Source organism: Celeribacter sp. SCSIO 80788 (assembly GCF_051054295.1).
In the GTDB taxonomy this organism is placed as follows: Bacteria; Pseudomonadota; Alphaproteobacteria; order Rhodobacterales; family Rhodobacteraceae; genus Celeribacter.
Window position 1 is genome coordinate 449,396 of record NZ_CP150482.1, and the last position, 26,455, is coordinate 475,850.

31 protein-coding genes are annotated in these 26,455 nt (G+C 61.8%); 21 read left to right on the forward strand and 10 right to left on the reverse strand.

What is annotated here, in order from left to right; translation table 11 throughout:
* The first annotated feature begins 5 nt into the window (after positions 1-5).
* From V1471_RS02445 to dmpG, 11 genes are read left to right on the forward strand one after another with little or no spacing between them, the layout of a single operon-like run.
* Positions 6-833: an alpha/beta fold hydrolase gene (locus V1471_RS02445; RefSeq protein WP_434286713.1), complete on the forward strand. Its 828-nt coding sequence runs from the start codon at positions 6-8 to the stop codon at positions 831-833.
* A complete protein-coding gene (locus tag V1471_RS02450; RefSeq protein ID WP_434286714.1) occupies positions 830-1,087 on the forward strand; it encodes a hypothetical protein in 258 nt (85 codons plus the stop codon). The genes V1471_RS02445 and V1471_RS02450 overlap by 4 nt, the downstream gene beginning before the upstream one ends.
* Positions 1,088-1,089: 2 nt before the next feature.
* Entirely contained in the window at positions 1,090-1,923 is an 834-nt protein-coding gene (locus tag V1471_RS02455; RefSeq protein WP_434286715.1) for a hypothetical protein, read from the forward strand.
* The gene (locus V1471_RS02460; protein WP_434286716.1) at positions 1,920-2,246 is read left to right on the forward strand and encodes a Rieske (2Fe-2S) protein; all 327 of its coding nucleotides are present in this window, start codon (positions 1,920-1,922) and stop codon (positions 2,244-2,246) included. Before V1471_RS02455 ends, V1471_RS02460 begins: the two co-directional genes overlap by 4 nt.
* Positions 2,239-3,642, forward strand: coding sequence for an aromatic ring-hydroxylating oxygenase subunit alpha (locus tag V1471_RS02465; protein ID WP_434286717.1), 1,404 nt, complete (start codon positions 2,239-2,241; stop codon positions 3,640-3,642). Before V1471_RS02460 ends, V1471_RS02465 begins: the two co-directional genes overlap by 8 nt.
* Positions 3,643-3,647: 5 nt before the next feature.
* Positions 3,648-4,205 carry a 3-phenylpropionate/cinnamic acid dioxygenase subunit beta gene (locus tag V1471_RS02470; protein WP_434286718.1) on the forward strand — a complete coding sequence of 186 codons (558 nt, stop codon included), beginning with the start codon at positions 3,648-3,650 and terminating at the stop codon, positions 4,203-4,205.
* Entirely contained in the window at positions 4,205-5,005 is an 801-nt protein-coding gene (locus tag V1471_RS02475; protein ID WP_434286719.1) for an SDR family NAD(P)-dependent oxidoreductase, read from the forward strand. The genes V1471_RS02470 and V1471_RS02475 overlap by 1 nt, the downstream gene beginning before the upstream one ends.
* On the forward strand, positions 5,002-5,970 hold the full coding sequence (locus V1471_RS02480) for an NAD(P)H-dependent flavin oxidoreductase (protein WP_434286720.1): 969 nt from the start codon (positions 5,002-5,004) through the stop codon (positions 5,968-5,970). The genes V1471_RS02475 and V1471_RS02480 overlap by 4 nt, the downstream gene beginning before the upstream one ends.
* Positions 5,967-6,737 carry a 2-keto-4-pentenoate hydratase gene (locus V1471_RS02485; protein WP_434286721.1) on the forward strand — a complete coding sequence of 257 codons (771 nt, stop codon included), beginning with the start codon at positions 5,967-5,969 and terminating at the stop codon, positions 6,735-6,737. The genes V1471_RS02480 and V1471_RS02485 overlap by 4 nt, the downstream gene beginning before the upstream one ends.
* Positions 6,738-6,740: 3 nt before the next feature.
* Positions 6,741-7,685 (forward strand): acetaldehyde dehydrogenase (acetylating), encoded by a 945-nt coding sequence (locus tag V1471_RS02490; RefSeq protein WP_434286723.1) that lies wholly within the window; start codon positions 6,741-6,743, stop codon positions 7,683-7,685.
* 1 nt (position 7,686) lies between these two features.
* Positions 7,687-8,703 (forward strand): 4-hydroxy-2-oxovalerate aldolase, encoded by a 1,017-nt coding sequence (dmpG, locus tag V1471_RS02495; protein ID WP_434286724.1) that lies wholly within the window; start codon positions 7,687-7,689, stop codon positions 8,701-8,703.
* A gap of 8 nt (positions 8,704-8,711) precedes the next feature.
* On the opposite strand, the gene V1471_RS02500 is transcribed toward dmpG, so the two are convergent.
* Positions 8,712-9,332 carry a TetR/AcrR family transcriptional regulator gene (locus tag V1471_RS02500; RefSeq protein WP_434286725.1) on the reverse strand — a complete coding sequence of 207 codons (621 nt, stop codon included), beginning with the start codon at positions 9,330-9,332 and terminating at the stop codon, positions 8,712-8,714.
* 40 nt (positions 9,333-9,372) lie between these two features.
* Here V1471_RS02500 and V1471_RS02505 point away from each other — a divergent pair, with 40 nt between their 5' ends.
* Positions 9,373-10,608 carry an NAD(P)/FAD-dependent oxidoreductase gene (locus V1471_RS02505; RefSeq protein WP_434286726.1) on the forward strand — a complete coding sequence of 412 codons (1,236 nt, stop codon included), beginning with the start codon at positions 9,373-9,375 and terminating at the stop codon, positions 10,606-10,608.
* 24 nt (positions 10,609-10,632) lie between these two features.
* On the opposite strand, the gene V1471_RS02510 is transcribed toward V1471_RS02505, so the two are convergent.
* From V1471_RS02510 to V1471_RS02525, 4 genes are all read right to left on the reverse strand, one after another.
* Complete coding sequence (locus V1471_RS02510; protein WP_434286727.1) at positions 10,633-11,925, reverse strand: NAD(P)/FAD-dependent oxidoreductase; 1,293 nt, start codon at positions 11,923-11,925, stop codon at positions 10,633-10,635.
* Positions 11,926-11,944: 19 nt separating this feature from the next.
* Positions 11,945-12,367 (reverse strand): Rid family hydrolase, encoded by a 423-nt coding sequence (locus V1471_RS02515; RefSeq protein WP_434286728.1) that lies wholly within the window; start codon positions 12,365-12,367, stop codon positions 11,945-11,947.
* 55 nt (positions 12,368-12,422) lie between these two features.
* Positions 12,423-13,562, reverse strand: coding sequence for a tyramine oxidase subunit B (locus tag V1471_RS02520; RefSeq protein WP_434286730.1), 1,140 nt, complete (start codon positions 13,560-13,562; stop codon positions 12,423-12,425).
* 195 nt (positions 13,563-13,757) lie between these two features.
* Positions 13,758-14,789, reverse strand: coding sequence for an AraC family transcriptional regulator (locus tag V1471_RS02525; protein ID WP_434286731.1), 1,032 nt, complete (start codon positions 14,787-14,789; stop codon positions 13,758-13,760).
* A gap of 244 nt (positions 14,790-15,033) precedes the next feature.
* Between V1471_RS02525 and V1471_RS02530 the strand changes: the two genes are divergently transcribed.
* The 3 genes from V1471_RS02530 to V1471_RS02540 are packed head-to-tail and all read left to right on the forward strand — an operon-like array spanning position 15,034 to position 18,049.
* Positions 15,034-15,969 (forward strand): tripartite tricarboxylate transporter substrate binding protein, encoded by a 936-nt coding sequence (locus V1471_RS02530; RefSeq protein ID WP_434286732.1) that lies wholly within the window; start codon positions 15,034-15,036, stop codon positions 15,967-15,969.
* A gap of 56 nt (positions 15,970-16,025) precedes the next feature.
* Entirely contained in the window at positions 16,026-16,565 is a 540-nt protein-coding gene (locus V1471_RS02535) for a tripartite tricarboxylate transporter TctB family protein (protein ID WP_434286733.1), read from the forward strand.
* 11 nt (positions 16,566-16,576) lie between these two features.
* Positions 16,577-18,049: a tripartite tricarboxylate transporter permease gene (locus tag V1471_RS02540; RefSeq protein ID WP_434286734.1), complete on the forward strand. Its 1,473-nt coding sequence runs from the start codon at positions 16,577-16,579 to the stop codon at positions 18,047-18,049.
* 3 nt (positions 18,050-18,052) lie between these two features.
* Here the strand turns inward: V1471_RS02540 and V1471_RS02545 are convergent, their stop codons facing one another.
* The gene (locus tag V1471_RS02545; protein WP_434286735.1) at positions 18,053-18,523 is read right to left on the reverse strand and encodes a cytochrome b; all 471 of its coding nucleotides are present in this window, start codon (positions 18,521-18,523) and stop codon (positions 18,053-18,055) included.
* 248 nt (positions 18,524-18,771) lie between these two features.
* Here V1471_RS02545 and tig point away from each other — a divergent pair, with 248 nt between their 5' ends.
* Both tig and aqpZ read left to right on the forward strand, forming a co-directional pair.
* Complete coding sequence (gene tig / locus V1471_RS02550; RefSeq protein ID WP_434286736.1) at positions 18,772-20,100, forward strand: trigger factor; 1,329 nt, start codon at positions 18,772-18,774, stop codon at positions 20,098-20,100.
* Between the two features lie 203 nt (positions 20,101-20,303).
* Positions 20,304-20,996 carry an aquaporin Z gene (gene aqpZ / locus V1471_RS02555; protein ID WP_434286737.1) on the forward strand — a complete coding sequence of 231 codons (693 nt, stop codon included), beginning with the start codon at positions 20,304-20,306 and terminating at the stop codon, positions 20,994-20,996.
* 138 nt (positions 20,997-21,134) lie between these two features.
* Here the strand turns inward: aqpZ and V1471_RS02560 are convergent, their stop codons facing one another.
* From V1471_RS02560 to rpsF, 4 genes are all read right to left on the reverse strand, one after another.
* Positions 21,135-21,605 carry a transglycosylase SLT domain-containing protein gene (locus tag V1471_RS02560; RefSeq protein WP_434286738.1) on the reverse strand — a complete coding sequence of 157 codons (471 nt, stop codon included), beginning with the start codon at positions 21,603-21,605 and terminating at the stop codon, positions 21,135-21,137.
* A 164-nt stretch (positions 21,606-21,769) separates the two neighbouring features.
* Positions 21,770-22,378, reverse strand: coding sequence for a 50S ribosomal protein L9 (rplI, locus tag V1471_RS02565; RefSeq protein WP_434286739.1), 609 nt, complete (start codon positions 22,376-22,378; stop codon positions 21,770-21,772).
* Positions 22,379-22,389: 11 nt separating this feature from the next.
* A complete protein-coding gene (gene rpsR, locus V1471_RS02570; RefSeq protein ID WP_434286740.1) occupies positions 22,390-22,617 on the reverse strand; it encodes a 30S ribosomal protein S18 in 228 nt (75 codons plus the stop codon).
* Positions 22,618-22,641: 24 nt separating this feature from the next.
* Positions 22,642-22,998, reverse strand: a complete 357-nt coding sequence (gene rpsF / locus V1471_RS02575) for a 30S ribosomal protein S6 (protein ID WP_434286741.1) — start codon at positions 22,996-22,998, stop codon at positions 22,642-22,644.
* Between the two features lie 326 nt (positions 22,999-23,324).
* Between rpsF and V1471_RS02580 the strand changes: the two genes are divergently transcribed.
* From V1471_RS02580 to V1471_RS02595, 4 genes are all read left to right on the forward strand, one after another.
* Positions 23,325-23,996 (forward strand): hypothetical protein, encoded by a 672-nt coding sequence (locus tag V1471_RS02580; RefSeq protein ID WP_434286742.1) that lies wholly within the window; start codon positions 23,325-23,327, stop codon positions 23,994-23,996.
* A 122-nt stretch (positions 23,997-24,118) separates the two neighbouring features.
* Positions 24,119-25,048: an ACP S-malonyltransferase gene (fabD, locus tag V1471_RS02585; protein ID WP_434286743.1), complete on the forward strand. Its 930-nt coding sequence runs from the start codon at positions 24,119-24,121 to the stop codon at positions 25,046-25,048.
* Positions 25,049-25,161: 113 nt separating this feature from the next.
* Positions 25,162-25,899 (forward strand): 3-oxoacyl-ACP reductase FabG, encoded by a 738-nt coding sequence (fabG, locus tag V1471_RS02590; protein WP_434286744.1) that lies wholly within the window; start codon positions 25,162-25,164, stop codon positions 25,897-25,899.
* A 228-nt stretch (positions 25,900-26,127) separates the two neighbouring features.
* Positions 26,128-26,361, forward strand: a complete 234-nt coding sequence (locus tag V1471_RS02595; RefSeq protein WP_009571390.1) for an acyl carrier protein — start codon at positions 26,128-26,130, stop codon at positions 26,359-26,361.
* Positions 26,362-26,455: the final 94 nt, after the last annotated feature.

The window sequence follows — 26,455 nt, forward strand, 5'->3', positions numbered from 1 at the left end:
GCAATATGCTCGATACAGACGTACAAACGCTTACGCTGACAGCCGCCGATCACAAGACCAACCTGTATCGTGCAGGCGAGGGCAAGCCGGTTGCGCTGCTGCACGGCTCCGGGGCCGGGGTGTCGGCATGGGCCAACTGGCGCAAGGTCATCGCGCCGCTGTCTGAAAGCTTCGACATCATCGCGCCCGACATCGCGGGCTTTGGGGCGACCGAGCTCAAGGCTGACACGCAGTACAACATCATGCTCTGGGTCGAGCATTTCGTCGGCATTCTCGATGCGCTGGAGATCGAGAAAATCTCCGTCGTCGGCAATTCCTTCGGTGGCGCTCTGGGTCTCATGACCGCGATCAACCACCCGGACCGGATCGACCGGCTGGTGCTTTTGGGCACGCCTTGCGGGCATTTCCCGATCACCGAGGGTCTGCGCGCGCAGGGCGAGTTCGATGGCACCATGCCGTCGATGCGCCGTGCTATCAGCTATTTTCCCTATGATGAGACCATCATCACCGAGGACCTGATCGAAGCCCGCTTTGAAGCCGCGACCCGTGACGGCGCGCTCGAAGCTTTCCGCAAGCTCATGCCTCCGCCGACCGGCGACAATCCGATCGTGCGCGGCATTCCCGAAAAGCTTCTGCGCAAGGTCACGCATAAAACCCTGATCCTGCACGGTCGTGAGGACCGCGTGGTGCCGTATGAGCGCGCGCTCGACATGCACCAATGGGTCGAAAACTCCGACCTGCATTCCTTTGGCAAATGCGGTCACTGGGTCCAGATCGAACGTGAGGCCGAATTTCTGAAACTGGTCAAAGACTTCCTGGGAGGTGACGCATGAGCCGCAACACGCTTGAAAAGGTCCTTTACGATCTCTCCACCTCGGGCGCGAATAAAAAGAAATTCGCCGAAGACCCGGAGAAGTATCTGAGCCGCTATCAACTGGCCGAAGACGAGCACGCGCTGATCCTGAATTACAAGGTGCGCGAGCTGGCCGATCTGGGCGTGAACACCATGCTGACCTGGGGCTTCTGGCTTCAGGCCGGGAAATCGAACCGCGATTATCTTAAAATCATGAAACGCGAGGAGGCGTAATTATGGCGACCATCGTCGGGGGCTTTGTCGCCCCGCATAACCCTGTCATGTATTTCAACCCCGAAGGTGCCTCGAAAGAGCAATCCGACGCCTGCTATGCCGCCTATGCCGCCATGGCCGACCGCATCAAGGAGCTTGAGGCCGACGCCGCGATCGTGATTGGGTGTGACCACTACATACTCTTCGGTACTGAATGCCTGCCGCCCTATGTGATCTCCACCGGCGAGATCGAAGGTCCGGTGGATCAGCTTCCGGGTCTCAAACGCAAGCCGCTGCCCTCGCATGGCCCGCTCGGCGCACATATCGCCAAGGTGGGCAGCGAGACCGGCTTTGACTGGACCGTGGGGCGCGCGCTCAACGTCGATCACTCGGTCGCCGTGCCGAACCACCTGATGCTGGAACCGACCGGCAAGAACATCCCCATCGTCGCGGTCATGCTGGCCTGCGGTGTGGACCCGTACCTGCCGATGAAACGCGCCTGGGATCTGGGTGAACACATCGCCGATGCGGTGGCGAGCTATCCGGGCAATGAGCGTGTGGTGGTGATCGGCTCCGGCGGCATTTCGCATCACGTGGGCGACGAGCGCATGGGCGAGGTGAACCCGGAATTCGACAAAAAGGTGCTCGACATCGTCACCCGTGGCGACAAGGACGCCATGCTGGCGCTGACCGACGAAGAAATCCTGCACGATGGCGGCAACGGCGCGATGGAAATCCGCACCTATGCCTGCGCGATGGCCGCCACCCGCGCCGCGGGCGGTCGCGTGATCGGCTATGAGCCGGTCGCAGGCTGGGTCACGGGCATGGGCTTTGCCGAACTGGAGGTCGCGGCATGATCGAACTTTGCGACAGCTCTGCCATCGGCGAAGGCGAAATTCTTCGCGTCGATGTGGCCGATTTCCCGGCCATCGCCATCGCACGTCATGAAGGCCAGCTCTACGTCTTCCCCGACCGCTGCCCGCATGCCGACGAGAGCCTCGCCGAAGGCTGGCTCGAAGACGGCCGTGTGGTCTGCGGTGTGCATTTCGCCGAATTCGAACTGGACACCGGCAAGGTGCACAACCCGCCCGTCGGCTGCCCCAATCTCTCTTTCTTCAAATGCGAAGACCGCGACGGCAAGGTTTTCGCCACCCTCACAGGAGGACCCGAACATGTGTAACGATGGATGCAGCGGCGGCAAATCCGGTCGCCCGAACATGGCCCCGGTCTATCCCAAGGCCGGCAGCTACCCGAATTACGCCAAGCTTGTGGATCGCGAACGCGCTCAGGTGGACCGCAGCGTTTTTGTGGACGAAGGCGTCTATCAGGCCGAGCTGCAACAGATCTTTGCGCGGTCGTGGCTGTTCCTGGCACATGAGAGCCAGATTCCCAATCCGGGCGATTTCATCCGCACTTCAATGGGCGAAGATGACGTCATCGTCGTGCGCCAGCGCGACAAGACGGTCAAAGCCTTTCTCAACTCCTGCCCGCACCGGGGCAACCGGGTCTGCATGGTCGATGCGGGCACCAAGGCACGCGGGTTTATCTGCAATTACCACGGCTGGTCTTTCGGCATCGACGGCGGCCTGCGCGGCACCGATGGCAAGGTCTATGAGAAGGACGAAAACTTCGAAAAGGCCCAGATCGGCCTCACGCCTGTGGCCCAAGTCGATAGCTACAAGGGCCTGATTTTCGGCACCTTCGATCCGAACGCGCCCTCGCTTCTGGATTTCTTCGGGCCGTTCACCTTCTACCTCGACATCATGCTCGACAATGACGAGGGCGGCACCGAATTCATCGGCGGCGCGATCAAGTCGGAGATCGACTGCAACTGGAAATTCCCGGCGGAGAACTTTGTCGGCGACATCCTCCATGCCTTCTGGACGCACCAGTCGGGCGCGCAAGCGATCCTTGGCGGCGGTGTCGATCTCGGCAAGCGCTACGAGGAACTGGCGTTTCAGGCGTCTGTCTATGGCCACGGCATTGAGACCAATCTCGACAAGGTCGGCAACACCCGCACGCTGGGGTATCCGGAGCTGGTCGATTACGTTTACGATCTGTCCGAGACCGCGAAAGACCGTCTGGGTGAGCTTCGTTCGCGTGCCATCGGGGCGATTTCGTCCTGTACCGTGTTCCCGAACTTCTCTTTCCTGCCGGGGCAGAACACCTTCCGCGTCTGGCACCCGCGCGGGCCGGGCAAGATCGAGCTGGTCGTCTGGACGCTGGTGAACAAGAACGCCCCCGATCACATCAAGGAAATGTACCGCAAGGGCGTGATGATGACCTTCTCGCCGGGCGGTGTGTTCGAGATGGATGATGGCGAAAACTGGGAATATTCCACCCGCGTCAATCAGGGCTTTGTCACCAAACAGCAGCCGCTGCACTACGCGCTCGGCATGGAAAGCGCTGATCTCGAACGCGACCTGCCGGGGCATATCCACAAAGGCTCGATGAACGACGCCAACCAACGCCTGTTCTACACGCGGTGGGCGGAATTCATGGAATATGACAACTGGACCGATCTGCAAAACGGCGAAACCGCGCCGCCGCAGAAAGCGGACAAGGCGGCGGAGTGACGTTGATGCTCGATTTTCTCGATATTTCCAAACCCTTCGCCGATCTCGACAGCCCCGTCGATCTGGAAACCGAACGTGCGATCACCCGCTGGCTCCATGCCGAGGTCCGTTTCCTCGATGCCGAGCGCTATCAGGAATGGCTCGAACGTTTCATCGATCCGGACATTCATTACTGGATGCCGGACATGGAGACGCGCCGTCGCGACGATCCGCGCGGCATGTTCGCCTATGGCGAGGCGGCCTATTTCGACGACTCTTGGAAGGAACTCGAAATCCGGGTGAAACGCTATAACGAGCCCTCCGCCTGGGCCGACAACCCGCAGACCCGGCATTTGCACCAGATTTCCAACATCGAGGTGAACGCCACCGAGGATCCGACGCTCTTTGCCGTGCATTCCGCCTTCACTAACGTGCGCAACCGCAACGAGGCGGATCAGGACATCGTCCATGGCCGTCGCGAAGACGTGCTGCGTGCGGTCGATGGCGGCTATCGCCTGCTGCGCCGTCGGGTGTTCATCGTGCAGAACGTGCTTCTGTCGAAAAACCTGAACACGTTCTTCTGATGGCGGGGCGTCTCGAAGGATATTCCGCACTGGTCACCGGCGGCGGCAAAGGCATTGGCCGCGCCGTCGTCGACCGGTTCATCGCGGAAGGGGCGCGCTGTGTCGTGCTCGTGCGCTCGGACAGTGACGCCGACGATCTGGTGGCGATGCATGGCGACAAAGCCGCCTGCGTCACCGGCGACGTGCGCAACTGGGACGACAATGTCGCGGCCGTGGAGATGGCCGTGACCCAATTCGGCAAGCTCGACGTGCTGGTGCCCAACGCCGGCGTCTACGATTTCTCCGACCCGTTCGAGAGCATCGAAGGCGCCGACATCGAGGACCGTTATCGTCAGCTCTTCGACGTGAACGTGCTGGGCTACCTTCTGGGCACCCGCGCGGCGGTCGATGCGCTGCGCGAAAGCCATGGCAGCATCGTCTACACGCTGTCGTCCTCGTCCTTTTTCGCGGGTGGCGGCGGGGCGCTCTACGTCAGCTCGAAACATGCGCTCGTGGGGACTGTGAAACAGCTTGCCTATGAGTTGGCTCCCGAAATTCGTGTGAACGCGGTGGCGCCGGGCGGCACGCGCACGGGGCTTGGCGGCCTGCCGGGAGACACCCGCGCGCTCGCCGATCTCGACGGTTTCGAAGACATGGTGGCGCGCAATGTGCCGCTCGGGTTTCTCTCGGAACCCGAAGATCACGCCAGCCTCTATGTGACACTCGCCTCGCGCGAAGAGAGCCGGTTTGTCACCTCCGAAATCATCCGCTCCGACGGTGGCATCGAGGTGCGCGGACGGCGCAGGAGGAAAACCACATGACAGCACGTCAACAGATCGAGGCCCTGAAGGCGCGGCTGCGTCTTCCGGTGATTTCCGCGCCGATGTTTCTGGTCTCCGGCCCCGACATGGTGATCGCCGCAGCGCGCGCGGGCATCATGGGGGCATTCCCCGGCCCGAACGGGCGCAGCATAGACGACCTGCGCGTGTGGTTCGAAACCATTCATGCGGCCTTGGGGGCGGAGAAACTTCCCTTTGCCTTCAACATGATCACCCACACAAGCTATGGCCGGTTCGAGGACGAGCTTGCGCTTGTGGAAGAGTTCAGGCCCGAGATCGTGATCACAGCTCTGGGTGGCCCGCATCGCGTCACCGAGGTGGTGCATGGCTATGGCGGGTTGGTCTTTGCGGACGTCAACAGCCCGACCTACGCTCGTAAGGCGATCGAGAAAGGCGCGGACGGGCTGGTGCTCGTTTGTGCAGGTGCAGGCGGTCATACCGGCACCTACGCGCTGGCGCCGTTCCTCGATGAGGTGCGCCAGTTCTTTGACGGTCCCATCGCGGTCGGCGGCGGAATTTCCACGGGCGAAGGCGTGCTGGCGGTCGAGATGCTCGGCGCGGATTTCGCCTATGTCGGCACCCGGTTTCTGGGGGCCTCCGAGAGCCTGATCGGCGACGGTTACCGCCAGATGGTGATCGATAGCGGGATCGAGGATTTGATCGCGTCCAAAGCCATCACCGGCGCTTTGGGCAACTGGATGAAGGCCTCTGTGGCTGCCGCCGGGCTCGATCTCGATGACATGAAAGCCGAGGCGAAGATCGACTTTTCCGGGGATATGCATTCGGGTGCGAAAGCGTGGAAAACCGTCTGGAGCGCGGGGCAAGGCGTGGGCCAGATCCACAAGATCGCTCCCATGGCCGAGATCGTCGATGAACTGGCCAAAGGCTACCAAGCGGCGGGCGAAAGCCTTGCCACACGTTTCGCCAAAACAAAGGAACTGGCATGAGTTTGCAACAGATTGCAGAGGCTTTGCGCGCCGCAGAGGCCAGCGCCACGCCGATCCCCGCCATCCGGGACCGGGTGATGACGGGCGAAGACGCCTACGCCATTCAGGAGATCAACACCGAAGCGCGGCTTGCCGCTGGTGGGCGTCTTGTGGGCCGCAAAATCGGGCTCACGAACCCGGCTGTGCAGGCGCAGCTCGGCGTCGATCAGCCGGATTACGGCATGTTGTTCGCCGATATGGATCTGGCCCATGGCGCAGTTCTGCCCTGGTCCGAAGGTGCGCAGTGGAAGGCGGAGGCCGAGCTGGCCTTCGTGATCGGGCGCGATCTCTCAATGCCCGATTGCACCATGGCCGAGGCGATACGGGCGGTGGAATATGTGGTCCCGTCGTTCGAGATCGTCGGCTCGCGGATCGCGAACTGGGACATCAAATTCGTCGATACCGTAGCGGATAACGCGTCGTCGGCGTTTTTCACACTCGGCCCGTCGGCGCGCAAATTGACCGACGCCGATCTGCTTAACTGCCGCATGGAAATGCGCTCCGGCGATGAAGTCGTATCGGAAGGCGTGGGCCGTGCCTGTCTCGGATCGCCGTTGAACGCATTGTTGTGGCTGGCGCGCACCATGGCCAAGGCCGGTCGGCCTCTGGGCGAGGGCGACGTGGTTCTGTCGGGCGCTTTGGGTCCGATGGTTGCGGCCACCCCCGGCGCACGCTTGACCGCAGAGATCGAAGGATTTGGCGAAACCGCCATAGGATTTGGAGAATAATCAATGGAAAAGATCAAATGCGCCATCATCGGCTCGGGCAACATCGGCTCGGACCTGATGATCAAGATCATGCGCACCTCTGACGTCTTGGCGATGGGGGCCATGGTCGGCATCGACGCAAGCTCCGACGGTCTCGCCCGCGCCAAGCGTCTGGGCGTTGCGACCACGCATGAGGGGCTTGAGGGCCTGCGCGCCCTGCCGGAATACGACGATATTCGTATCGTGTTCGACGCGACCTCCGCAGGCGCCCACAAACGCCATTCCGAGGTTCTGATCGCCGACGGCAAACAGGTGATCGATCTGACGCCCGCCGCCATCGGCCCGTTTACGGTGCCCTCCGTCAACATCGACGCGCATCTGGCCGAAATGAACGTCAACATGGTGACCTGCGGCGGGCAGGCGACGATCCCGATGGTCGCCGCCGTCAACCGTGTCTCGAAAGTGCATTACGGCGAGATTGTCGCCTCGATCTCCTCGAAATCCGCAGGCCCCGGCACGCGGGCCAATATCGACGAGTTCACCGAAACCACCGCGCACGCCATCGAGGCCGTTGGCGGGGCAACCCGTGGCAAGGCGATCATCATCCTCAATCCGGCAGAACCGCCGATGATCATGCGCGACACGGTCTATTGCCTCTGCGACACGGCGGACGAGGACGCGATCCGTGCCTCGATCCGCGAGATGGAGAAAGAGGTGCAAAGCTATGTGCCGGGCTATCGGCTCAAACAAGAGGTGCAGATCGAGCATGTCGGCAACAACGCGCCGCTGCACATCCCCGAGATGGGCGGCGATTTCACCGGGCTGAAGGTCACGGTGTTTTTGGAAGTCGAAGGGGCGGCGCATTACCTGCCGGCCTATGCGGGCAATCTCGATATCATGACGTCCGCCGCTCTGCGCACCGCCGAACGCCTCGCCATCAAACGCAATTGGGTCAAGGAGGCCGCGTGACATGACCAAGATTTACATTCAGGATGTGACGCTCCGCGACGGCATGCATGCCGTGCGCCACCAATACGATCTGGGCCATGTGCGCGCGATTGCGCAGGCGCTGGACGAGGCGGGCGTGGATGCCATCGAGGTCGCCCATGGCGACGGCATCACCGGCTCGACCTTCAACTACGGGTTCGGCAAATGCACCGATGAGGCCTGGATTTCCGAGGCTGCGAAAGTGGTCAAACACGCCAAGCTCACGACGCTTCTGCTGCCCGGCATCGGCACCATCGAGGATCTGAAACGCGTTCGCGATCTGGGCGTGCAATCCGTGCGGGTCGCAACCCATTGTACCGAGGCTGACGTGGCTGCGCAGCACATCCGGGCGGCAAAAGAGATGGGCATGGATGTCTCGGGTTTCCTGATGATGTCCCATATGAACTCGCCCGAAAAGCTCGCCGAACAGGCGAAGATGATGGAAAGCTATGGCGCGGATTGCGTCTATTGCACCGATTCCGGCGGACGTCTGACGATGAAGGACGTCTCTGCACGGATCGAGGCATATAAGGCGGCTTTGAACCCCGACACCGAGATCGGCGCGCATATGCACGAAAACCTGTCTCTGTCGGTTGCCAACTCCGTGGTCGCCGTCGAGCATGGTGCCTACCGGGTCGATGCCTCGCTTGCGGGCATGGGGGCGGGTGCGGGCAACACGCCGCTGGAGGCTTTCGTGGCCGTCGCCGATCTCTATGGCTGGAGCCATGGCTGCGATCTGTTCAAACTTCAGGACGCCGCCGAAGACCTCGTACGCCCGATGCAGGACCGTCCGGTTCGAGTCGACCGGGAGACCATGACGCTGGGCTATGCCGGGGTCTATTCGAGCTTCCTGCGCCATGCCGAACGCGCCGCCGATATGTACGGGCTCGACACCCGTGCGATCCTCGTCGAGCTTGGCAAACGCAAGATGGTGGGCGGTCAGGAAGACATGATCGTCGATGTCGCCCTCGACATGATCAAAGCGAAAGAGACGGCGTAATGTCGGACCTAAGCCTGATCCTTCGGCAGACCCGCAGTCATCGCGAGCGCCTTCTCAAGGAACTCTTCCTGACTCATCGGGTCGAGGGAGCTGTGCAGGATGGAATCCCCCATGATCAGGCAATAAGCGAGGTAGGCGCGTTTGCGCGCCTCCTCGGGCGCATAGCCCATGTCGCGAAACAGTTTCGAAATGTAGTCGAAACGAATCTCGTCGACCTCGGCCACCGCCTTACGCGGAATCTCCACCCGTCGCGCCCAGTCCCGGATCGAGGTCTCGATCTGGGCGAAGGCGGGCGAGTTCTTGCGCCGGGGCAGGGAGAACAGGCTGGTGAGACGGGCACGCGGATCGTCGCCCGCGATGGAGATCGAGCGGATGACGTTCAGCGTCATCTTCTTGCGCCAGTGGCTCAGCATCGCGCCGAGCAACTCGCTACGGGTCTTGAAATGCCAGTAAAAACTGCCTTTCGTGACCCCGAGCCTGTCGCAGAGCGTGTCGATCTTGATGCCGCGGACATTCTCGTTGACCAGAATTTGAAGCGCCTCCTGGACCCAATCCTGCTCGTTCAGCGGACTGCCCTTGTGGCGGCCCGTCGGGCGGCGTTTCGTCTGGGTTTTGGCACTTTGAGACACTGATCTCTCCTTTCACTTGAACAATACCTTAGAGCACTGAATGGCCGATATGAAGAGGGACAAATCCATGGAAACCGTTGTGATCGTCGGTGCCGGGCAGGCGGGGGCGGCTTTGGCCGTGTCCCTGCGCGAATTTGGTTTTGCGGGGGCAATCGAGATCCTCGGCAACGAGGCCCATCCGCCCTATGAACGCCCCGAGCTGTCGAAGGGGTATGTGACCGAAACCGTGGGATTCGATGCGCTGGTGGCGCTCGATCCCGAGAAAGCCAAAGAGCTCGACATTTCACTCAGGCTGTCCTGCGATGTGCTTGAGATCGACCGGGTGGGCAGCCGTGTGCGTACGGCGGCGGGCTGGATCGGTTATGACCATCTCATCCTCGCCACCGGCGGTCAGGCGCGTCGCCTGCCTCTGCCGGAGGCGCTGGCGCAGAAGGCCTTTGCCATCCGTACGCGCGACGATGCCGATGCGATCCGGGCGCGTCTGACGGACGCCGCCTCTGTGGTGGTGATCGGCGGTGGCTGGCTTGGCACCGAGGCGGCGGTGACGGCGCGGTCTTTCGGTGCAAAGGTCGATCTGATCGAAACCGCGCCGCGGCTTTGTGCCCGTGTGGCTCCGGTCTGGTTGTCGGAACGGCTCGCGGAGATCCAGACGGAGGCGGGGGTCACTCTGCATCTCGGTGAGGTGCCGAGCTTCGGGGAAGACGGCAGCATCCAGATCGGTGAGACCCGGTTGATGCCCGATCTGGTGATCGAAGCCATCGGTATGACGGCGCATGACCGTCTGGCCCGTGAGGCCGGGCTTGAATGCGCCGATGGGATCGTTGTGGACGCGCAGAACCAGACCGGCGATCCTAAGATTTACGCCATCGGCGATTGCGCACGCGGTGCCGACGGCATGCGGCGCGAGAGCTGGCAATATGCCAACCAGTCGGCCCAGAATGTGGCGGCTCAGCTCACGGCACAGCCGCGCCAGAAACCCGAACCGCGCTGGTTCTGGAGTGTGCAGGGCAAATCGCGGGTGCAGATGCTTGGGGACTGTCCCGAAGGCGCGACCCAGTTCCTGCGCCGTGCGGGGAAGGGGGAGAGCTGTCTGTTCCTGTCGGGGGCGACCCTTGTCGGCTGCATCGCCATCGACAATCCCCGCGACATTGCCGAGGCGCGCAAGGTCATGAGCTCGCGGCAGGCGCTCGATCTCGACCTGATCAGCGATCCGAAAATCCCGCTGTCGAAAGCGCTGGTCGATGCGCGGGAGGTTCTGGCGAATTATCAGACCTGAGGCGTGGGCCGCCTCGGCACGGGCTTACAGCCGGGCAAAGCGGTAGGGCGAGGGGTCGACACAGGGCACCTCCCCGGTCGCCAGCTCCGCTGCAAGCCGCCCAGCGGCGGGGCCCGTGCCGAAGCCATGTCCCGACATGCCGGTGGCAATCGTGAGGCCCGGAACAGTGGCGAGCCGATCTATGACCGGATTGTTGTCCGGCGTGATGTCCATGGTTCCGGCCCAGCTTTCCGCGATCTCGGCCTGCTCGAAAGCGGGCCAGGCCTTGCGGATATTGTTCAAAGCCTCAGCGTTGATCTTGTCACTGGCAGGCGGGTCCATCACACGGGCGCGCTCGAAAGGCGAGACGGAGCTGCTTTTCCAGCGGCGGGGCAATTTCAGGTCGTCGATCAGCGGCTTTCCCAGAATGGGTCGGATCATGCCCGCCGTGTGTTTCAGTGTGGACAGATATTTCATTCCGATCAGCGCGTGATCCAATACGAAGGGCGACCCAAGTGCGGCGCGGTGCGTGATGACATAGCCGCCGCTCTCATGTCTGCGAAAGGAGAAATCCGGGCCACCGACGGCGATCTCGCCCGCCCCCTCTATGGGCGTGGTACGAAACGCGTAGCAAATGAGCGGCAGGACGGGCAGGGCGATCCCCATGTTGCCCAAGAAACGCCGCGACCACAGACCGCCCGCCAGAATGACCTGATCGCAGGCGATCTCGCCGCGCTCTGTGATCACGCTGCTGACGCACCCGGCTTTGGTCTCGATTGTGCGCACGGCGCAATTCTCGACGATGGTGACGCCCTTGCCCTGCGCCGCCTTGGCAATCGCGGAGCTGGCCCGTGTCGGCTCGGCATAACCGTCAGACGGTGTATAGACCCCACCTTTCCACGTCGCCGTGCCGCCCGGTACCATGCGGTCGATCTCGGAGGAACTGAGCAAACGGCTGTCGAGGTCGAGCCCCTGCACGCTCTCATGCCAGCCCCGGTACATCTCCATCTCCTTGTCGGAGCCCGCGACGAACATGATGCCGTTTTGCCGATAGCCGACATCCTGCCCCGTGCGTTGCGGCATCTCGGCCCAAAGTCTATCCGCCTGTTGCGCCAAGGGAATGTCGGCGGCAGCGCGGGAGGTTTTCCGCACCCATCCGAGATTGCGCGAGGACTGCTCCGCCGCGATGTGCCCCTTTTCCAGCACCACCGCCGGAATGCCGCGTTCGGCCAGTGTCAGGGCCGCAGACAGCCCGACGATACCACCGCCGATGATGGCCACGGCCGTCTGTTTCGGCAGGGTGTCTGAGGTGGTGATGGGGGTGATCTTGGGGGCCATATCTGGGGTCCTTAGGCGGTCAGAGCGTGAGGGTGATGCGGGTCTGATCGGCGGCACCCGCGCCTTTATAGGCGGTGACTTCAATCTCGACCTTGTACTGGGCAGAACCCAGAGGCGGATTCGTCACGGTGGTCGTCGGATCGACGCCGCGGAATTTTTCGCCGAAAAGCCCCATCACGGCGGGGGTATCCGCCGGGTCCTGAATGAAGACACGGGTAGAAATGACATCGACCAGGCTCGCGTCCACTGCGTTCAACGCGCGGGTGATATTGGCAAAGACCTGTTCGGTTTGTTCGAGAACACCCTCGGGGATTTCCTTGGTCTCCGGGTTGCGTCCGGCGGTGTTCGACACGAAAATCCAGTTGTCGACCATGACGATGCGGGAATAGCTGCTGATCTCTTCGAGTTTCGTGCCGGTTTTGACTTTGGTGATTTGGGTCATGTGTGATCCTGAAAAAGGGCGGAGGACGAAGGGCGTGTCCTCCGCAAGGAAAAGCTCAGCGCAGGACGGGTTCGTCCCAAAGATTGAGTTTCGTGCCGATGCCTTGCGCAAGCGCGTTGCGATAAATCACCGTGCCCCAGGCCACGTCCTCGACCGGCATGCCCCCGACGGAGAGGATGATGATTTCGTCTTCGCTTTGCCGCCCCGGGGTCGCGCCCGCGCAAATGTCGCCGAGGTCTTCGAGAGTGTCTTTGTCCATCGTGCCCTCATGGATCATGTCGAGGAATTTCACTCCGATCACCGGCACATGAACATGGGCGGGCTTCGGCAGTTCCTCGAACCACGCCTCGTAAAGCCCGATGTTGTCGCAGACCTTGCGCACGTCCGGGGCCTGCATCCCCTCGTCGATGTCGCAGGAGGCGGGCATCGCGAGGAAGGCGCCGGGTTTGACCCAGTCGCGTTTGACCATCGGATATTTCGACACATCGCCGGTCTCGCCCGAAGCGCAATAGGTCACGATGTCGGACCCGCGCACCAGGGTTTCGAGGTCGCTGACGATCTCGATCGTGGCAATCTGCGGATAGGTCTCTTTCACCCAGTCGACAAAGCGGTCGATGGACCCCTGACTGCGGCCCAGAAGTTTCAGCGTGTCGAGTTTGGGGCAGGTCGCCATGAAGGCGGCGAGCGAGGTTTTGCCCATGACGCCGGGGCCTTGCACCGCAACCACCTTGCTGTCCTTGTGCGCCAGATGACGCGCGCCGACGCCGGGCACCGCCCCGGTGCGATAGGCGGACAGGAGGTTTGCGGACATATAGGCCAGAGGCGCGGCCGTGTCGGCATCGTTGAGCGTGAACATCAGGATCGAACGCGGCAAACCCTTGTCCCGATTGGCAATGTTCGAACCGTACCATTTGACGCCCGCGGTGCAATATTGACCGCCCAGATAGGCCGGCATCGCCATGAAGCGACGGTCTGCCGTCGGTTTCGGCATGGTCGGAAAAGGCGAGTTTTCCGGGAACATCACCATCGCGCCGTGGCTGTCATTGTTCGCCCCGGCCATCCGATAATCGCCGGAATGCAACAGTTTGAACATGTCTTCCATCGTGTCGACGCAGGCCGCCATATCGGTCACACCGGCTTTGATCATGTCTTGTTCGTTGAGGTAGATGAAATCGATTTTGGGCAAGTCGGTCATCGTCGGTCCTTTTCGCAATGCGGTCTTTCCTCTGAGTAACGGAGGAAAGCGCCCGAAAGCCCATTGCAGGACGTGCCATTTTTCCGATACTTTGCGCCATATCGGCGCGCGTTGCGTTGCCTTTGCGCGCAATTTCCGGGCAGATGCCCCCGGCAGTCCCGCCAGCAACCGAGCTGAGCCCGACCTGAACCCGGCCTAAAACCGATACCCCTTGCCGGAGCGCACTTCACGTGGCGTAAGCTTGGACCAGCGCTTGTGCGCGCGCCAAAAGGCGGTGCCATCGGCATAGCCAAGAGCTGCGGCAACCTCGCCCACAGGGATGTCGCCATCCGACAAAAGCGTGGTCGCCCGGTCTCGGCGGATGTCGTCCACGAGATCGCGCAGGCTGGTGCCTTCCTCCGACAATTTGCGCTGCAAATTGCGCGGCGACAGACCCAAAGTTTCGGCCACGCGCTCGACGGAAATCGGGCGCAGACCGAGAGAAGAGGTGACGATCGCGCGCACGGCATCGGTCAAAGTGCTCTCATGCGGGGTGGCTTCGATGAGGTCGCCGATATGCCGCTCCAGCATGCTGACGAGGGCGGTGTCTTCGACGCGGTACAGCTCCATCAGCGGCGCGCGCTCCATCACCAGCCGGTTCGTGGCCTGACCGTAAAGGATCGGACATCGAAAAAATTGCCGCAAAAACATATCGCTATCGGGTTGCGCATGTTCGAAATGCACCTGCTGCGGCGACCAGCGGCGCAGGAAATTGTCGCGGATCACCTGCACGGTCGAGACCAGCGAAAACTCCGCGTCCTGACGGCGGGGCCAGATGCGGGCGTCTTCGATCTGATAGGACATGACCATGTCTTCACCATTGAGAAGAAAGGTCATTTCCGTGCCGCTTTGCAGGGCGGCGGCGGATTTTGCAATCCGATCAATCCCGACATGGATCGAACGCGACAAAGACAAAAGAATGCCCATCGGTCCGAGATCGCCTGCCCGGATGTCCATCCCGATATGCGCCCCGATATGCGGATCGCCCGACAGTTCGGCGGCGCTCTCGAAGAAGCTGACATATTCGTTCATCGACAGGTGCGCATAGGGATCTTTCAACATATCAAGGCTGATCCCGTGTTTCGACAGAAGCGGTTTCGTCGCCACGCCGCGCGCCATCAGCCGGTCGAGCACCGAGGCCAGAAGTGTGCTGCGGATCGCCGCATAGCCATGCGTTTGGCGCGCCATGTGATTATTTTTCCGTCCGTTTGCGAAATGATGTCGCGTAAATTATCGGAAATATGGCACAAAATGCAATGGCGGATTGTCGGTCTCCTGCCATGCTGATGTCATGCCAGCCAACGGGTCCAATCCGGGCAAAACCCGGTCTGACTTGCGTCGGACTTTTGTCGGACTTCCGTCGGACCCCAAAATACCGATGCCAAAGATGGCCCACAGACACAGCACCATGGCGCAGACAGGAGAGACCTTGATGAAAACGCTTCTGAAATCCGGCACGATTGCCGCTCTGGCGGCTCTGCCCGTCGCGGCCGCCGCCGAGTATCCCGAAAAACCCGTCGAATTCGTCGTGCCCTTCCCGCCGGGCGATCTCGAAGACATTCTGACCCGGATGATCGCCGACGAATTCCAGGCGACCTACGGCGTGCCCGCCGCCGTGGTGAACAAGCCGGGCGGTGGCGGCGGCCCGTTCCCGGGCGCGGTCGAAGTGGCGATGGCCCCGGCAGACGGGTACACGGTCGGCTCCTTTGTGGTCGACGTGCCGCTGGTGGGGCCGCATCTCGGCATCCCGCCGCTCGAAGGCACACCGTTCGAGCCGGTCGGTATTTTCGTGACCTATCCGTTCGTGATCGCGACCAAGGGCGATGCGCCCTATCACACGCTCGAAGAGCTGGCGGCTTACGCCAAGGAAAACGACGTGACGCTGGGCCATTTCGGCGACGTGACCACGCCCGCGCGGCATACCTTTGCCATCGCCAAAACGCTCGGTTTCGAGTTCTCCTCGAACGCGGCTTTCGATGCGCTCGATTGCAACACGCTGGCCTCGGGCGATGCGGATGTGATCAACACCACGCTGCAACTGGTGATGCCCTGCAAGGACGAGCTGACCTTCCTCGCCTCGGTGACCGAAGATCGCATTTCGATCCTGCCGGACACGCCGACCGTGGGGGAAGTGCTGCCGGAGCTGGACCTGTCGACATGGAACGGGCTGTTCCTCAAGACCGGCACGCCGGATGAGGTGCGCGAGAAAATCGCCGCCGTGGCCGAGAAGGTCGTGACCTCGGACGCCGCCAAAGAGCTTGCGGCGCAAACCGGGGCGCTGATCTATTGGAAAGACGCTGCCGCATCTGAGGCACAGATGGAAGCGGATGTCGAAACCATGGGTCGCATCAGCGCCGCCATCGACTAAACACAAAAGAAACAAGGGGCTGGCCTTGTGGCCAGTCCCCGACAAGGAGGCCGGATATGGCACGACTCGCATCGCTTACAGCCCATTTGCGGCGTGAAAGACGCCCCGGCGATCTGGTCTTCGCGCTGGCGTTCATGGCCTTCGCGCTGGCCACGCTGATCGTGATGCCGCGCCAGACGACATGGGTGCCGAACACGGTGCTTTTCGCGCAACCGGCCTTCTGGCCCGGGGTCGGCGTGATCATGATGGTCGGTTTCGGCGCGGTGCATCTTTTGAGTTCCGTGGTCTCGACCCGGCAGGAGGGACGCGGGGCGGAACTGCTCTATTGGCTGCGCTCGCTCGAATTCGTGGCGTGGTTTCTCTGTTATGTCTGGCTTGTGCCGGTGATCGGCTATCTGCCCGCCACCATGCTCTTTGCGGTGCTCCTGGTGCTGCGGCTGGGTTATCGCGCGCCGTGGAGCTTTTTCTGGGCGGCGGCGTTCGGTTTTGCCGTGGTCGCGGTGTTCAAGGCCGGGCTTCAGGTCAAGGTGCCGGCAGGCGCGCTCTATGGCTATCTGCCCGACAGCATCCGCACCTTCATGGTGGTCAATTTCTAAGGATTTCGCCGATGGAGATGCTTCTTTCCGGCCTTCACATGCTGATGAGCCTCGATGTGCTTGTGGCGCTTTTGATCGGATCGATCGGCGGCGTGATCATCGGCGCCATTCCGGGCGTCGGGCCCGCCGTGGCGATCGCGATCCTTCTGCCCGCGACCTTTGCCATGCCGCCTCTGGTGGGGTTGGTGATGCTTTTGGGCATCTACGGCTCGTCGATGTTCGGCGGCTCGCTTCCGGCGGTGTTGATCAACACGCCGGGGACGGCGGTCAATGCGCTGACGACCTATGACGGCTATCCGATGACCCAGCGCGGCGAGGCGACGAAGGCGCTGGGGCTGGCCTATGGCGCATCGTTTTTCAGCGGCATCCTGTCGATTTTGGCGCTGATTGTGTTGTCGCCGGTGCTGGCGAAGATCGCGCCGATGTTCGGGGCGCGGGAGATTTTCCTTGCGGCGCTTTTGGGCATCGTTCTGGTGATCGTGGCGCATCGCGGGCAGGTGGCGGCGGCGGGGATGATGGCGGGGTTCGGCATCCTGTTGCAGTCGATTGGCATGGAGCCGGTGAAATACACCATGCGCTTCACCTTTGGGCAGGGCTGGCTGACCTCCGGGCTGGATCTCATTGTCGTGGTGCTGGGGCTGTTTGCGATCTCGCAGGCGCTGAGCCTCCTGGTCGACAAGGAGAGCGCCCCGGATGCGGCGCCGATCAAGGGCGACATGGGCAAGGAGATGCTGGGGGTTCTGAAGCACAAGAAGATCGCCGCGAGCGGATCGTTTTTCGGTGTGCTGATGGGGATGATCCCGGGGGTGGGCGAGTTCACGGCGCAGTTCATGAGCTATACGTTTGCGCAGAAACGCTCGCGCCATCCGGAGATGTTCGGCAAGGGATCGGAAGAGGGGCTTGTCGCCTCGGAGAGTGCGAACAACGCCGTGCCCGCCGCCGCGATGATCCCGCTTTTGGCGCTGGGCATTCCGGGGGAGGCGCTGACCGCGATGATGCTGTCGGTGTTCTATGTGCACAATGTGGTGCCGGGGCCGGCGCTGTTTCAGGGGCAGATGGATTTCATCTATGCGCTTTATATCGCGCTTTTGATCCTCAATGTGATCGTGATCCTGTTCATGCTGGTGTCGTCGAACTGGCTGATCCGGCTGATCCGCATCCCGACGCGATTTCTGGGGATGATGGTGCTGACCTTGAGTTTCGTGGGGGTCTATAGCCTGCGCAATTCGGTGGTGGATTGTGCCATCGCCTCGGTGTTCGGGGTGCTGGGGCTGGTGCTCAAGCGGCTGAACCTGCCGACCGTGCCGATCATTCTGGGCATGGTGCTGGGCGGCATCATGGAGGTCAAGCTGCGCGCCGCCATGGCGCGTGTCGACAGCCCGCTGGATTTCGTCAACCGACCGATTGCGGCGCTTTTGGCGCTGGCGATTGTCGGCGTGCTGGTGTCGCACATCGTGTCGGAGCTGCGCGCCAGACGGGCGTGAGGCTCAGCCGCGGAGGATCTTGCCGAGCATGTCGGTCTTCCAGAGATACTGATGTGCGATCCCCAGCGAGACGTGGATCGGGATCAAGACCCAGAACAGCGGCTGGATCACACTTGTGTGCAGCGTGAGTGCGAAGGGCAGATGGGCGTAATGCGCCAGAAGGCCGGTGAGCGGCATGGCGAAGAAGAACAGGTAGAAAATCCACTGCCCGGTGCGGGCGAAAACGCGGAAGAACCACGGTGCGCCCAGAGGTTCGGGCGGCACGCCGAAGCCCAGACGCAGGAACAGGCGCAGCACCGCGAGCAGCAGCACGGCCAGACCGATGGCGATGTGCACGGAGATCGGGCGTTCGAGCCCGGGAATGAACAGATGCCACATCTTTTGCGGAAACAGCAGGTTCAGAAGGATCAGCCCCACCATCGTCCAATGCAGGAGGCGCTGGGGCAGGGAGAAGGTGTCGGGAAGGTCGCGCATGTCTTTGCCGGTTCGAATCTTTGGTCTTGAAAGATATATCTTTGAAGTATGTTTTGCGATTTGATGTGGCGCAAACCGGGACGCGAAGCGGGCGTGATCGCGCCAGATGTGAACTGGACGGGGACGGGCACGCCGAGGACGGAATCGCCTTGCACGATGGGCTTTGACCGCCTAGAAGGGCGACTGATTTACACGGTCGCCTTTGTTGCGGCCCGACTGGACGTACAAGACGTAAGAAGGACGCCAAGATGCAGGTCACCGAGACCCTGAACGAAGGTCTGAAGCGCGGCTATCAGATCACCATCACCGCCGCCGAGCTGGACGACAAAGTCAATGCCAAGCTCAAGGAAGCCCAACCGGAAGTCGAAATGAAAGGCTTCCGCAAAGGCAAGGTGCCGCTGGCGCTGCTGAAAAAGCAATTCGGCCCGCGCGTTCTCGGCGAAGCCATGCAGGAAACCGTCGATGCGGCGATGAACGACCATTTCGAAGCCTCTGGCGACAAACCGGCGATGCAGCCGAACGTCACCATGGACGGCGGCGAAGAGTGGAAAGAGGGCGACGACGTCGTGGTCACCATGACCTACGAAGCCCTGCCGCAGATCCCGGAAGCCGATCTGTCCACCGTGACGCTCGAGAAGCTCGTGGTGAAAGCCTCCGCCGAGGAAATCGAAGACGCGCTGAAAAACCTCGCGGCCACCGCGCAGAACTTTGAAGACAAAGACGGCGCCGCTGCCGATGGCGATCAGGTCGTGATCGACTTCAAAGGTTTCGTCGATGGCGAAGCCTTCGAAGGCGGCGAAGCGGAAGACTACCCGCTGGTTCTGGGCTCCGGCTCCTTCATCCCGGGCTTCGAAGATCAACTCGTCGGCACCAAAGCCGGTGATGCGAAAAACGTCGAAGTGAAATTCCCGGAAGAGTACGGCGCCGCCAACCTCGCCGGTAAAGACGCCACCTTCGAGTGCACCGTCAAAGCCGTGAAAACCCCGGTTGCCGCCGAGATCGACGACGAGCTGGCGAAGAAATTCGGTGTCGAGGATCTCGTCACGCTGAAAAACCAGATCACCGAGCGTCTCGAAGCCGAATATGCCGGTGCCGCCCGCGCGATCATGAAACGTGGCCTTCTCGACCAGCTCGACACGAAAGTGTCCTTCGAGCTGCCGCCGAGCCTCGTGGAAGCCGAAGCCAACCAGATCGCTCACCAGCTCTGGCACGAGGAAAACCCGGACGTGCACGGCCACGATCACCCGCAGATCGAGACCACCGAAGAGCACACCAAACTGGCCGAACGTCGCGTGCGCCTTGGTCTTCTGCTGGCTGACATCGGTCAGAAGCAAGAGATTCAGATCACCGACGCCGAGTTCACCCAGGCCGTGCTGACCCAAGCGCGTCAATACCCGGGTCAGGAGCGTCAGTTCTTTGAATTCGTTCAGCAAAACCCGCAGATGCGTCAGCAGATCCAGGCCCCGCTGTTCGAGGACAAAGTGGTCGATTACATCGCCGAGAACGCCCAAGTGACGGAAAAAGAGGTCTCGAAAGAGGATCTCGAAAAAGCCGTCGAAGCGCTCGACGAAGAATAAGATAAGCCCGAACAGGGCATCTCGCATCGAGCGAGGGACAGAGGGCCGCTTCCGTGAGGAGGCGGCCTTTTTCGTGGGCTTGCTTGACGTAAGGTAATTTCCCTTTGTGTGCAGAGGGTTAGGGGTGTCTTCGGCCGAAATTCCCCCTTTTTCTGTCGCGCGTAACTGTTACTCCAAGTCAGGTTGAACAGGAGACGTTTGCGATGATTAAGAAAATTTTGGCGGAAGGCATTGGCACCTTCTGGCTGGTCTTCGGTGGGTGCGGCAGTGCGATTTATGCCGCCGGTGTGCCGGATGTGGGCATCGGCTATGCCGGTGTGGCCTTGGCCTTCGGCTTGACCGTGCTCACCATGGCCTATGCGGTCGGACATATTTCCGGCGGGCATTTCAACCCGGCGGTGACGCTGGGGCTGGTCGTTGCGGGCCGTCACCCGGCGGCTGAACTGCCGGTCTACTGGATTGCGCAAGTCGTGGGAGCGATCCTGGCGGGCGCTGCACTCTATGTCATCGCCTCCGGCATGACCGGGTTCGCGGGCACGGGCGGTTTCGCCTCCAACGGCTACGGTGAACTGTCGCCGCAGGGCTATTCGATGGTGGCGGCTCTGGTGATCGAGATCATCCTGACGGCAGGGTTCCTCTTCATCATCCTCGGGGCGACGTCGAAAGGCGCTCCGGCGGGGTTCGCGCCGATCGCCATCGGTCTCGGCCTGACGCTGATCCACCTGATTTCGATCCCGGTGACCAACACTTCGGTGAACCCGGCGCGCTCGACGGGTGTGGCGCTGTTTGCGGAGACGGCGGCGCTGGGCCAGCTCTGGCTGTTCTGGGTCGCACCGCTCGTGGGGGCGGTGATCGGCGGGGTGCTCTGGAAGCTGGTGTCGACGACCGAGGAGTGATCCTCAAAGCCGCTTGGGCAAGACAGGCCGCTTCCGGGAGGAGGCGGCCTTTTTATTGGGTGTTGTCTGGATAAAGAAAAGGGGGCTCTGCCCCCTCGCTTCGCTCACCCCCGGGATATTTTCGGACAAAAGAAGCGCTTAGCTGCGCAGGCCGGTCTCGTAGAGCAGGCCTTGTTTCTTGGCCTCGTAGTAATAGCCGCGCGCGTACCAGCCCATGGCGCTGTCGATGTCGCCGCCGGAGACGAGATAGGCGCCACGCAGGTATTTGCCGGCGTATTTCAGGTTCACATCGGCGTTCAGAAGGTCTTTCGGCTCGCCCTGAAAGCCCATGGTGCGGGCGGTTTGCGGCAGGATTTGCAGCAGGCCGTAATAGGGTCCGTTGCGCGCGGCGGGGTTGTGGGTGCTTTCACGCACCGCCTGACGATGCACCAGCTCGCGCGGGATTTCGTAATGATCGGCCCATTTGTTGATCTGCGCGCGCAATTGCGGCGTCTCGTTGGGATAGAGCGGGGGGTTAAATCCGACGGCACGGGAAACTTCGGCCTTATTGCCACAGGCGGCGAGGGCGAGGGCGGACAAGAGAAAGGTCCGGCGGGCGACTGCTGTCATTCTTGAGCTCTAGGAAATTTCAACTCGTTCCAGTGACCATGTTTTGCGGCCTCTGCCAAGCGTGGCGAAGGCGGATCGGCGAAACCCTGCTCACGCAGGCTCTGGAACATAGAAAAAGCCCCGCCGAAGGGGCGGGGCTTTCAATGTCGTGAGGGAGAAGAAGATTACTCTTCTTCGGCCTCGGCAGCCGGAGCGGCGAAATCGTCGTCGTCGGAGGCGGCGCCACCGATGTCGTCGAAGAGTTCCGCGATCTCGAATTCGGCCTGAGCTTCGGCTTCGGCAGCAAGTTCCTGAATGGATTTGCCAGCGGATTGCAGTTCGGCTTCTTCCGGGGAGCGGGCAACGTTCAGGATGATCGTTGCGTCGACTTCCGGGTGCAGCAGGACGTGCACTTCGTGCAGGCCGAGCTCTTTGATCGGGGCTTTCAGGACGACCTGTTTGCGGTCGACGGAGAAGCCACCGGCGGTTGCAGCTTCGGCGGCGTCACGGGGGGTGACGGAGCCGTAGAGCGCACCGGAATCGGATGCGGAGCGAATCACGACGAATTTCTCGCCGTTGAGTTTCTCAGCAGCCGCTTCGGCTTCTTTTTTGGTTTCGAGGTTGCGCGCTTCGAGCTGAGCTTTCTGAGCTTCGAAAGCTTTGATGTTCGCTTCAGAGGCACGCATCGCTTTTTCCTGCGGCAGCAGGAAGTTGCGGGCGTAGCCGTCTTTGACGGACACGACATCGCCCATCTGGCCGAGTTTGGCCACGCGTTCGAGAAGGATAACTTGCATGTGCTTACTCCTTACTTCACGGCGTAGGGCAGCAGGGCGAGGAAGCGGGCACGTTTGATGGCGCGAGCCAGTTCACGTTGTTTCTTCGCGGAAACTGCGGTGATGCGGGACGGGACGATCTTGCCGCGCTCGGAGATGTAGCGCTGGAGCGTGCGAGTGTCCTTGTAGTCGATTGCGGGCGCGTTCTCGCCGGAGAACGGGCAGACTTTGCGACGACGGAAAAACGGTTTAGTGGCCATGGGTTAGGTCCTTTCCAAACAAGATTACTGACGACGCGGACGACGCTCTTCGCGGTCGTCACGTTTCTGCATCTGGACGGAGGGGCCTTCCTCATGAGCGTCGACCTTGATGGTCAGGACGCGCATCACGTCGTCGTGCAGACGCATCAGGCGTTCCATTTCCTGAACGGCATCCGACGGGGCGTCGGTGCGCAGGAAGGCGTAGTGGCCCTTGCGGTTCTTGTTGATCTTGTAGGCCATCGTTTTGACGCCCCAGTATTCGGATTCGACGACTTTGCCGCCGTTGTCCGAAAGGACGGTGCCAAAATGTTCGATGAGACCTTCGGCCTGCGCGTTGGACAGATCCTGACGCGAGATGAAGACATGCTCGTAAAGCGGCATGGAGACTCCAGTTCATTTCAAGCGCATTTCATAGGGCGGGCATTTGGCCTTTTCGCGGCCCGTCCACGAGAGACTGCGCGGTTCATACGTGTCTTGCGAAAAGGATGCGCCTTTATACGCATCCCGGGCTTTGGCGCAAGGGCGAATTCCCGATGGTTCGCCGCGATATTTTGCAGCGTGTTTCCGGGGGGCGGGCTTGTGAGACTGGCTGCAACGACGGCAGAGCGCAATGGCGCGAAATCTCCGTTTGCGGGCCACAATCCCGCCCAGATTAACCATGATGTTGCAACCTCAGGTGGATGAGACAACAATAAAGGAAAGAAGGCATGATCCTTTCTTCCGATCCGGAAATTCAGAGGCCGGGCGGTCGCCCGGTCAACGCAGGGCGCGGCGGGCGCTCGGGAAACGGGACCATCGCCCGGCATGAACGGGGTTGGGGCTATAGCCTTGAGCGTGACGACGGCATGGGTCCTGCGCGTGCGCGCGCCGAACGTTTGGCGCAGATCGGCTCGGTTCTGTGTTTTGTGGGCATGGCGGGGCTTTGGTTGTGGCCGGGCTCGACGTTTTCGCTGACGGTGCTGGGCATCAAGGCCGGGCTTTCGGTCGCCCTTGGCGTCGCGGGACTGGGGCTCGGCCATCTGGCTGAGCGGGGGCTGGCGCGGGAGGTGCAGGTCGATTTGCAGCGCGGAGAGCTTCGGGTGGTCTGGCGCAACCGCAAATCGGAGATCCGGTTGCACACGGTGATCGGCTTTGCCGAGGTCGGATCGGTGTTCCTGCGGCGTCTGCCCGGTGCCGGGCATCGAACACGGCTCAATCTGCGCTACGGGCGAACGGGCGCGGTCATGCCGCTGTTCGTTGGCCCCGAACGTCTGATGCGCGAGGTCTGGTACGATCTGAATGGCGATCTGCATCCCGAAGAGCCGGAGCAGCCGCCGCGCGTCAAGGCCGGGCCGAGGCCGGTGGCGGGGCGGCGAAGTCTGCCGCGGGCCCTGCGCTGATCCCGAGGGGGGAGGTGCGTTTCCCCCTGTTTCCGGCCATGTTCCCTCTGTGTTGCCTTGCCGTCGCGGCGCGGGATCGTTAGACCCGTGTGCGACAGAGACAGACATGTGGAGGGGCGGGCATGACGCGCGCATTCGTGTTTCCGGGGCAAGGCGCCCAGACAATCGGGATGGGCAAGGCTTTGGCCGAGGCCTATCCGGCGGCGAAAGCCATTTTCGACGAGGTGGACGAGGCGCTTGGCGAAAAGCTGTCCTCGCTGATCTGGGACGGCGATATCGAAACCCTGACGCTGACGCAGAACGCCCAGCCGGCGCTGATGGCGACCTCGCTGGCGGCGATGCGGGCGCTTGAGGCAGAAGGTTTTGCGGTGACGGATGCGGCGTTTGTCGCCGGGCATTCGCTTGGCGAATATTCCGCTTTGGCGGCGGCGGGCGCGATCTCTGTGGCCGATACTGCGCGGCTGCTGCGCACACGCGGTCAGGCGATGCAGGCGGCCGTACCTGTTGGCGTGGGCGCGATGGCGGCTTTGCTGGGGCTCGATTTCGCCACTGTGAAAGAGGTGGCGGAAGAGGCGGCCCAAGGTGAGGTGTGTCAGGCGGCGAATGACAACGATCCGGGGCAGGTTGTGGTCTCCGGTCACAAGGAGGCCGTGGAGCGCGCCGTCGAGATTGCCAAGGCGAAGGGCGCGAAACGCGCGGTGCTTTTGCCGGTATCCGCACCGTTCCACTGTGCGCTTATGGGGCCTGCGGCGGATGTGATGGCCGAGGCTTTGGACGATGTCGATATTTCCGAACCTGTCGTGCCGCTGGTGGCCAATGTCCGCGCCTCTGCGGTGACCGACCCGGCGCTGATCCGGGCGCTTCTGGTCGAGCAGGTGACGGGGTCCGTGCGCTGGCGCGAATCCGTGGCCTATATGGCCGGTGAGGGCGTGAGCGAGATTTGGGAGATCGGTGCGGGCAAGGCGCTTTCGGGGATGGTGCGGCGGATCGAGAAATCCATCGAGTGCACTGCGATCGGGACGCCCGAGGACATCGCTAAGCTGAAAGAGTAAGGGGCGCGGCCCCGCTGGGGAAGAGGGGCGCTGCCCCTCACCGCGCCAAAGGGCGCGGCTCACCCCGGGATATTGAGAGACAAAAGAAGCAGGATGCTTCGGGAGAGAGTGAAATGTTTGATCTGACTGGGAAAAATGCGCTGATCACGGGTGCGTCCGGGGGCATCGGGGGTGCGATTGCCAAGGCGCTTTATGACGCGGGGGCAACGGTTGCCCTGTCCGGCACGCGGGTTGAGCCTTTGGAGGCGCTGGCTGCCGAATTGGGGGAGCGGGCGCATGTGTTGCCGTGCAACCTGTCGGACAAGGAGAGCGTCGAGGCGCTGCCGAAACAGGCGGCTGAGGTGATGGGCTCTGTCGATATTCTTGTGAACAACGCGGGGATTACGCGCGACAACCTGTTCATGCGGATGTCGGACGACGAGTGGGACAGCGTTTTGAACGTGAACCTGACCTCGACCTTCCGGCTGTGCAAAGGTGTGCTGCGCGGCATGATGAAGGCGCGTTGGGGCCGGATCGTGAATATTTCCTCCATCGTGGGCGCCACCGGCAACCCGGGGCAGGGCAACTATGCGGCGTCGAAAGCGGGCATGGTGGGCATGTCGAAATCGCTGGCCTATGAGGTGGCGACGCGGGGCATCACGGTCAACTGTGTGGCGCCGGGGTTCATCGCGACGGCGATGACCGACAAGCTGACGGACGACCAGAAGGACAAGATCAATGCGCAGATTCCGGCGGCGCGGATGGGCACGCCGGAGGAGATCGCCGCGGCGGTGTTGTATCTTGCGTCGCAGGAGGCGGGGTACACCACCGGGACGACGCTTCATGTCAATGGCGGCATGGCTATGCTCTGAGCGCATAAGTCCCTTCCCGACGTGGCGTCACAAAACATTTGCCACCGGGGTGGATTGTGCTATGAGCAGCGCAGATTGAGCCACGCGGACAGGTGTTTGCCAGCTGTTTGCGTGGTGCATGACCCGAGGACGGGGGTTGCAATGACCCGGTTCCGGCGGCATGTAGAACGAGTGGCCCGAGGGCCGGATCTAAATTGGGCATCGGGCCCGAAATTGTGAGGAAAGAACATGAGCGACATCGCAGATCGCGTGAAAAAGATCGTTGTCGAGCACCTCGACGTGGAAGAAGACAAAGTGACGGAAACCGCGTCCTTCATCGACGATCTGGGCGCTGACAGCCTCGACACCGTCGAGCTGGTCATGGCCTTCGAAGAAGAGTTCGGCATCGAGATCCCGGACGACGCTGCCGAGACCATCCAGACCTTCGGCGACGCGGTGAAGTTCATCACCGAAGCTTCCTGATCGGTTGACCGGTCGGCCTCGCAAGGGGCAAGATTTCAAGACGGCGTGCTCGAATGAGCGCGCCGTTTTTTTGTTTGCGGTCGGGGGATGTGGC

Bases quoted from the DNA above. Each gene is read 5' to 3' on its own strand.
- V1471_RS02445 (WP_434286713.1), top strand. From the start codon at position 6: ATGCTCGATACAGACGTACAAACGCTTACGCTGACAGCCGCCGATCAC.
- V1471_RS02450 (WP_434286714.1), top strand. From the start codon at position 830: ATGAGCCGCAACACGCTTGAAAAGGTCCTTTACGATCTCTCCACCTCG.
- V1471_RS02455 (WP_434286715.1), top strand. From the start codon at position 1,090: ATGGCGACCATCGTCGGGGGCTTTGTCGCCCCGCATAACCCTGTCATG.
- V1471_RS02460 (WP_434286716.1), top strand. From the start codon at position 1,920: ATGATCGAACTTTGCGACAGCTCTGCCATCGGCGAAGGCGAAATTCTT.
- V1471_RS02465 (WP_434286717.1), top strand. From the start codon at position 2,239: ATGTGTAACGATGGATGCAGCGGCGGCAAATCCGGTCGCCCGAACATG.
- V1471_RS02470 (WP_434286718.1), top strand. From the start codon at position 3,648: ATGCTCGATTTTCTCGATATTTCCAAACCCTTCGCCGATCTCGACAGC.
- V1471_RS02475 (WP_434286719.1), top strand. From the start codon at position 4,205: ATGGCGGGGCGTCTCGAAGGATATTCCGCACTGGTCACCGGCGGCGGC.
- V1471_RS02480 (WP_434286720.1), top strand. From the start codon at position 5,002: ATGACAGCACGTCAACAGATCGAGGCCCTGAAGGCGCGGCTGCGTCTT.
- V1471_RS02485 (WP_434286721.1), top strand. From the start codon at position 5,967: ATGAGTTTGCAACAGATTGCAGAGGCTTTGCGCGCCGCAGAGGCCAGC.
- V1471_RS02490 (WP_434286723.1), top strand. From the start codon at position 6,741: ATGGAAAAGATCAAATGCGCCATCATCGGCTCGGGCAACATCGGCTCG.
- dmpG (WP_434286724.1), top strand. From the start codon at position 7,687: ATGACCAAGATTTACATTCAGGATGTGACGCTCCGCGACGGCATGCAT.
- V1471_RS02505 (WP_434286726.1), top strand. From the start codon at position 9,373: ATGGCCGATATGAAGAGGGACAAATCCATGGAAACCGTTGTGATCGTC.
- V1471_RS02510 (WP_434286727.1), bottom strand. From the start codon at position 11,925: ATGGCCCCCAAGATCACCCCCATCACCACCTCAGACACCCTGCCGAAA.
- V1471_RS02515 (WP_434286728.1), bottom strand. From the start codon at position 12,367: ATGACCCAAATCACCAAAGTCAAAACCGGCACGAAACTCGAAGAGATC.
- V1471_RS02520 (WP_434286730.1), bottom strand. From the start codon at position 13,562: ATGACCGACTTGCCCAAAATCGATTTCATCTACCTCAACGAACAAGAC.
- V1471_RS02525 (WP_434286731.1), bottom strand. From the start codon at position 14,789: ATGGCGCGCCAAACGCATGGCTATGCGGCGATCCGCAGCACACTTCTG.
- V1471_RS02530 (WP_434286732.1), top strand. From the start codon at position 15,034: ATGAAAACGCTTCTGAAATCCGGCACGATTGCCGCTCTGGCGGCTCTG.
- V1471_RS02535 (WP_434286733.1), top strand. From the start codon at position 16,026: ATGGCACGACTCGCATCGCTTACAGCCCATTTGCGGCGTGAAAGACGC.
- V1471_RS02540 (WP_434286734.1), top strand. From the start codon at position 16,577: ATGGAGATGCTTCTTTCCGGCCTTCACATGCTGATGAGCCTCGATGTG.
- V1471_RS02545 (WP_434286735.1), bottom strand. From the start codon at position 18,523: ATGCGCGACCTTCCCGACACCTTCTCCCTGCCCCAGCGCCTCCTGCAT.
- tig (WP_434286736.1), top strand. From the start codon at position 18,772: ATGCAGGTCACCGAGACCCTGAACGAAGGTCTGAAGCGCGGCTATCAG.
- aqpZ (WP_434286737.1), top strand. From the start codon at position 20,304: ATGATTAAGAAAATTTTGGCGGAAGGCATTGGCACCTTCTGGCTGGTC.
- V1471_RS02560 (WP_434286738.1), bottom strand. From the start codon at position 21,605: ATGACAGCAGTCGCCCGCCGGACCTTTCTCTTGTCCGCCCTCGCCCTC.
- rplI (WP_434286739.1), bottom strand. From the start codon at position 22,378: ATGCAAGTTATCCTTCTCGAACGCGTGGCCAAACTCGGCCAGATGGGC.
- rpsR (WP_434286740.1), bottom strand. From the start codon at position 22,617: ATGGCCACTAAACCGTTTTTCCGTCGTCGCAAAGTCTGCCCGTTCTCC.
- rpsF (WP_434286741.1), bottom strand. From the start codon at position 22,998: ATGCCGCTTTACGAGCATGTCTTCATCTCGCGTCAGGATCTGTCCAAC.
- V1471_RS02580 (WP_434286742.1), top strand. From the start codon at position 23,325: ATGATCCTTTCTTCCGATCCGGAAATTCAGAGGCCGGGCGGTCGCCCG.
- fabD (WP_434286743.1), top strand. From the start codon at position 24,119: ATGACGCGCGCATTCGTGTTTCCGGGGCAAGGCGCCCAGACAATCGGG.
- fabG (WP_434286744.1), top strand. From the start codon at position 25,162: ATGTTTGATCTGACTGGGAAAAATGCGCTGATCACGGGTGCGTCCGGG.
- V1471_RS02595 (WP_009571390.1), top strand. From the start codon at position 26,128: ATGAGCGACATCGCAGATCGCGTGAAAAAGATCGTTGTCGAGCACCTC.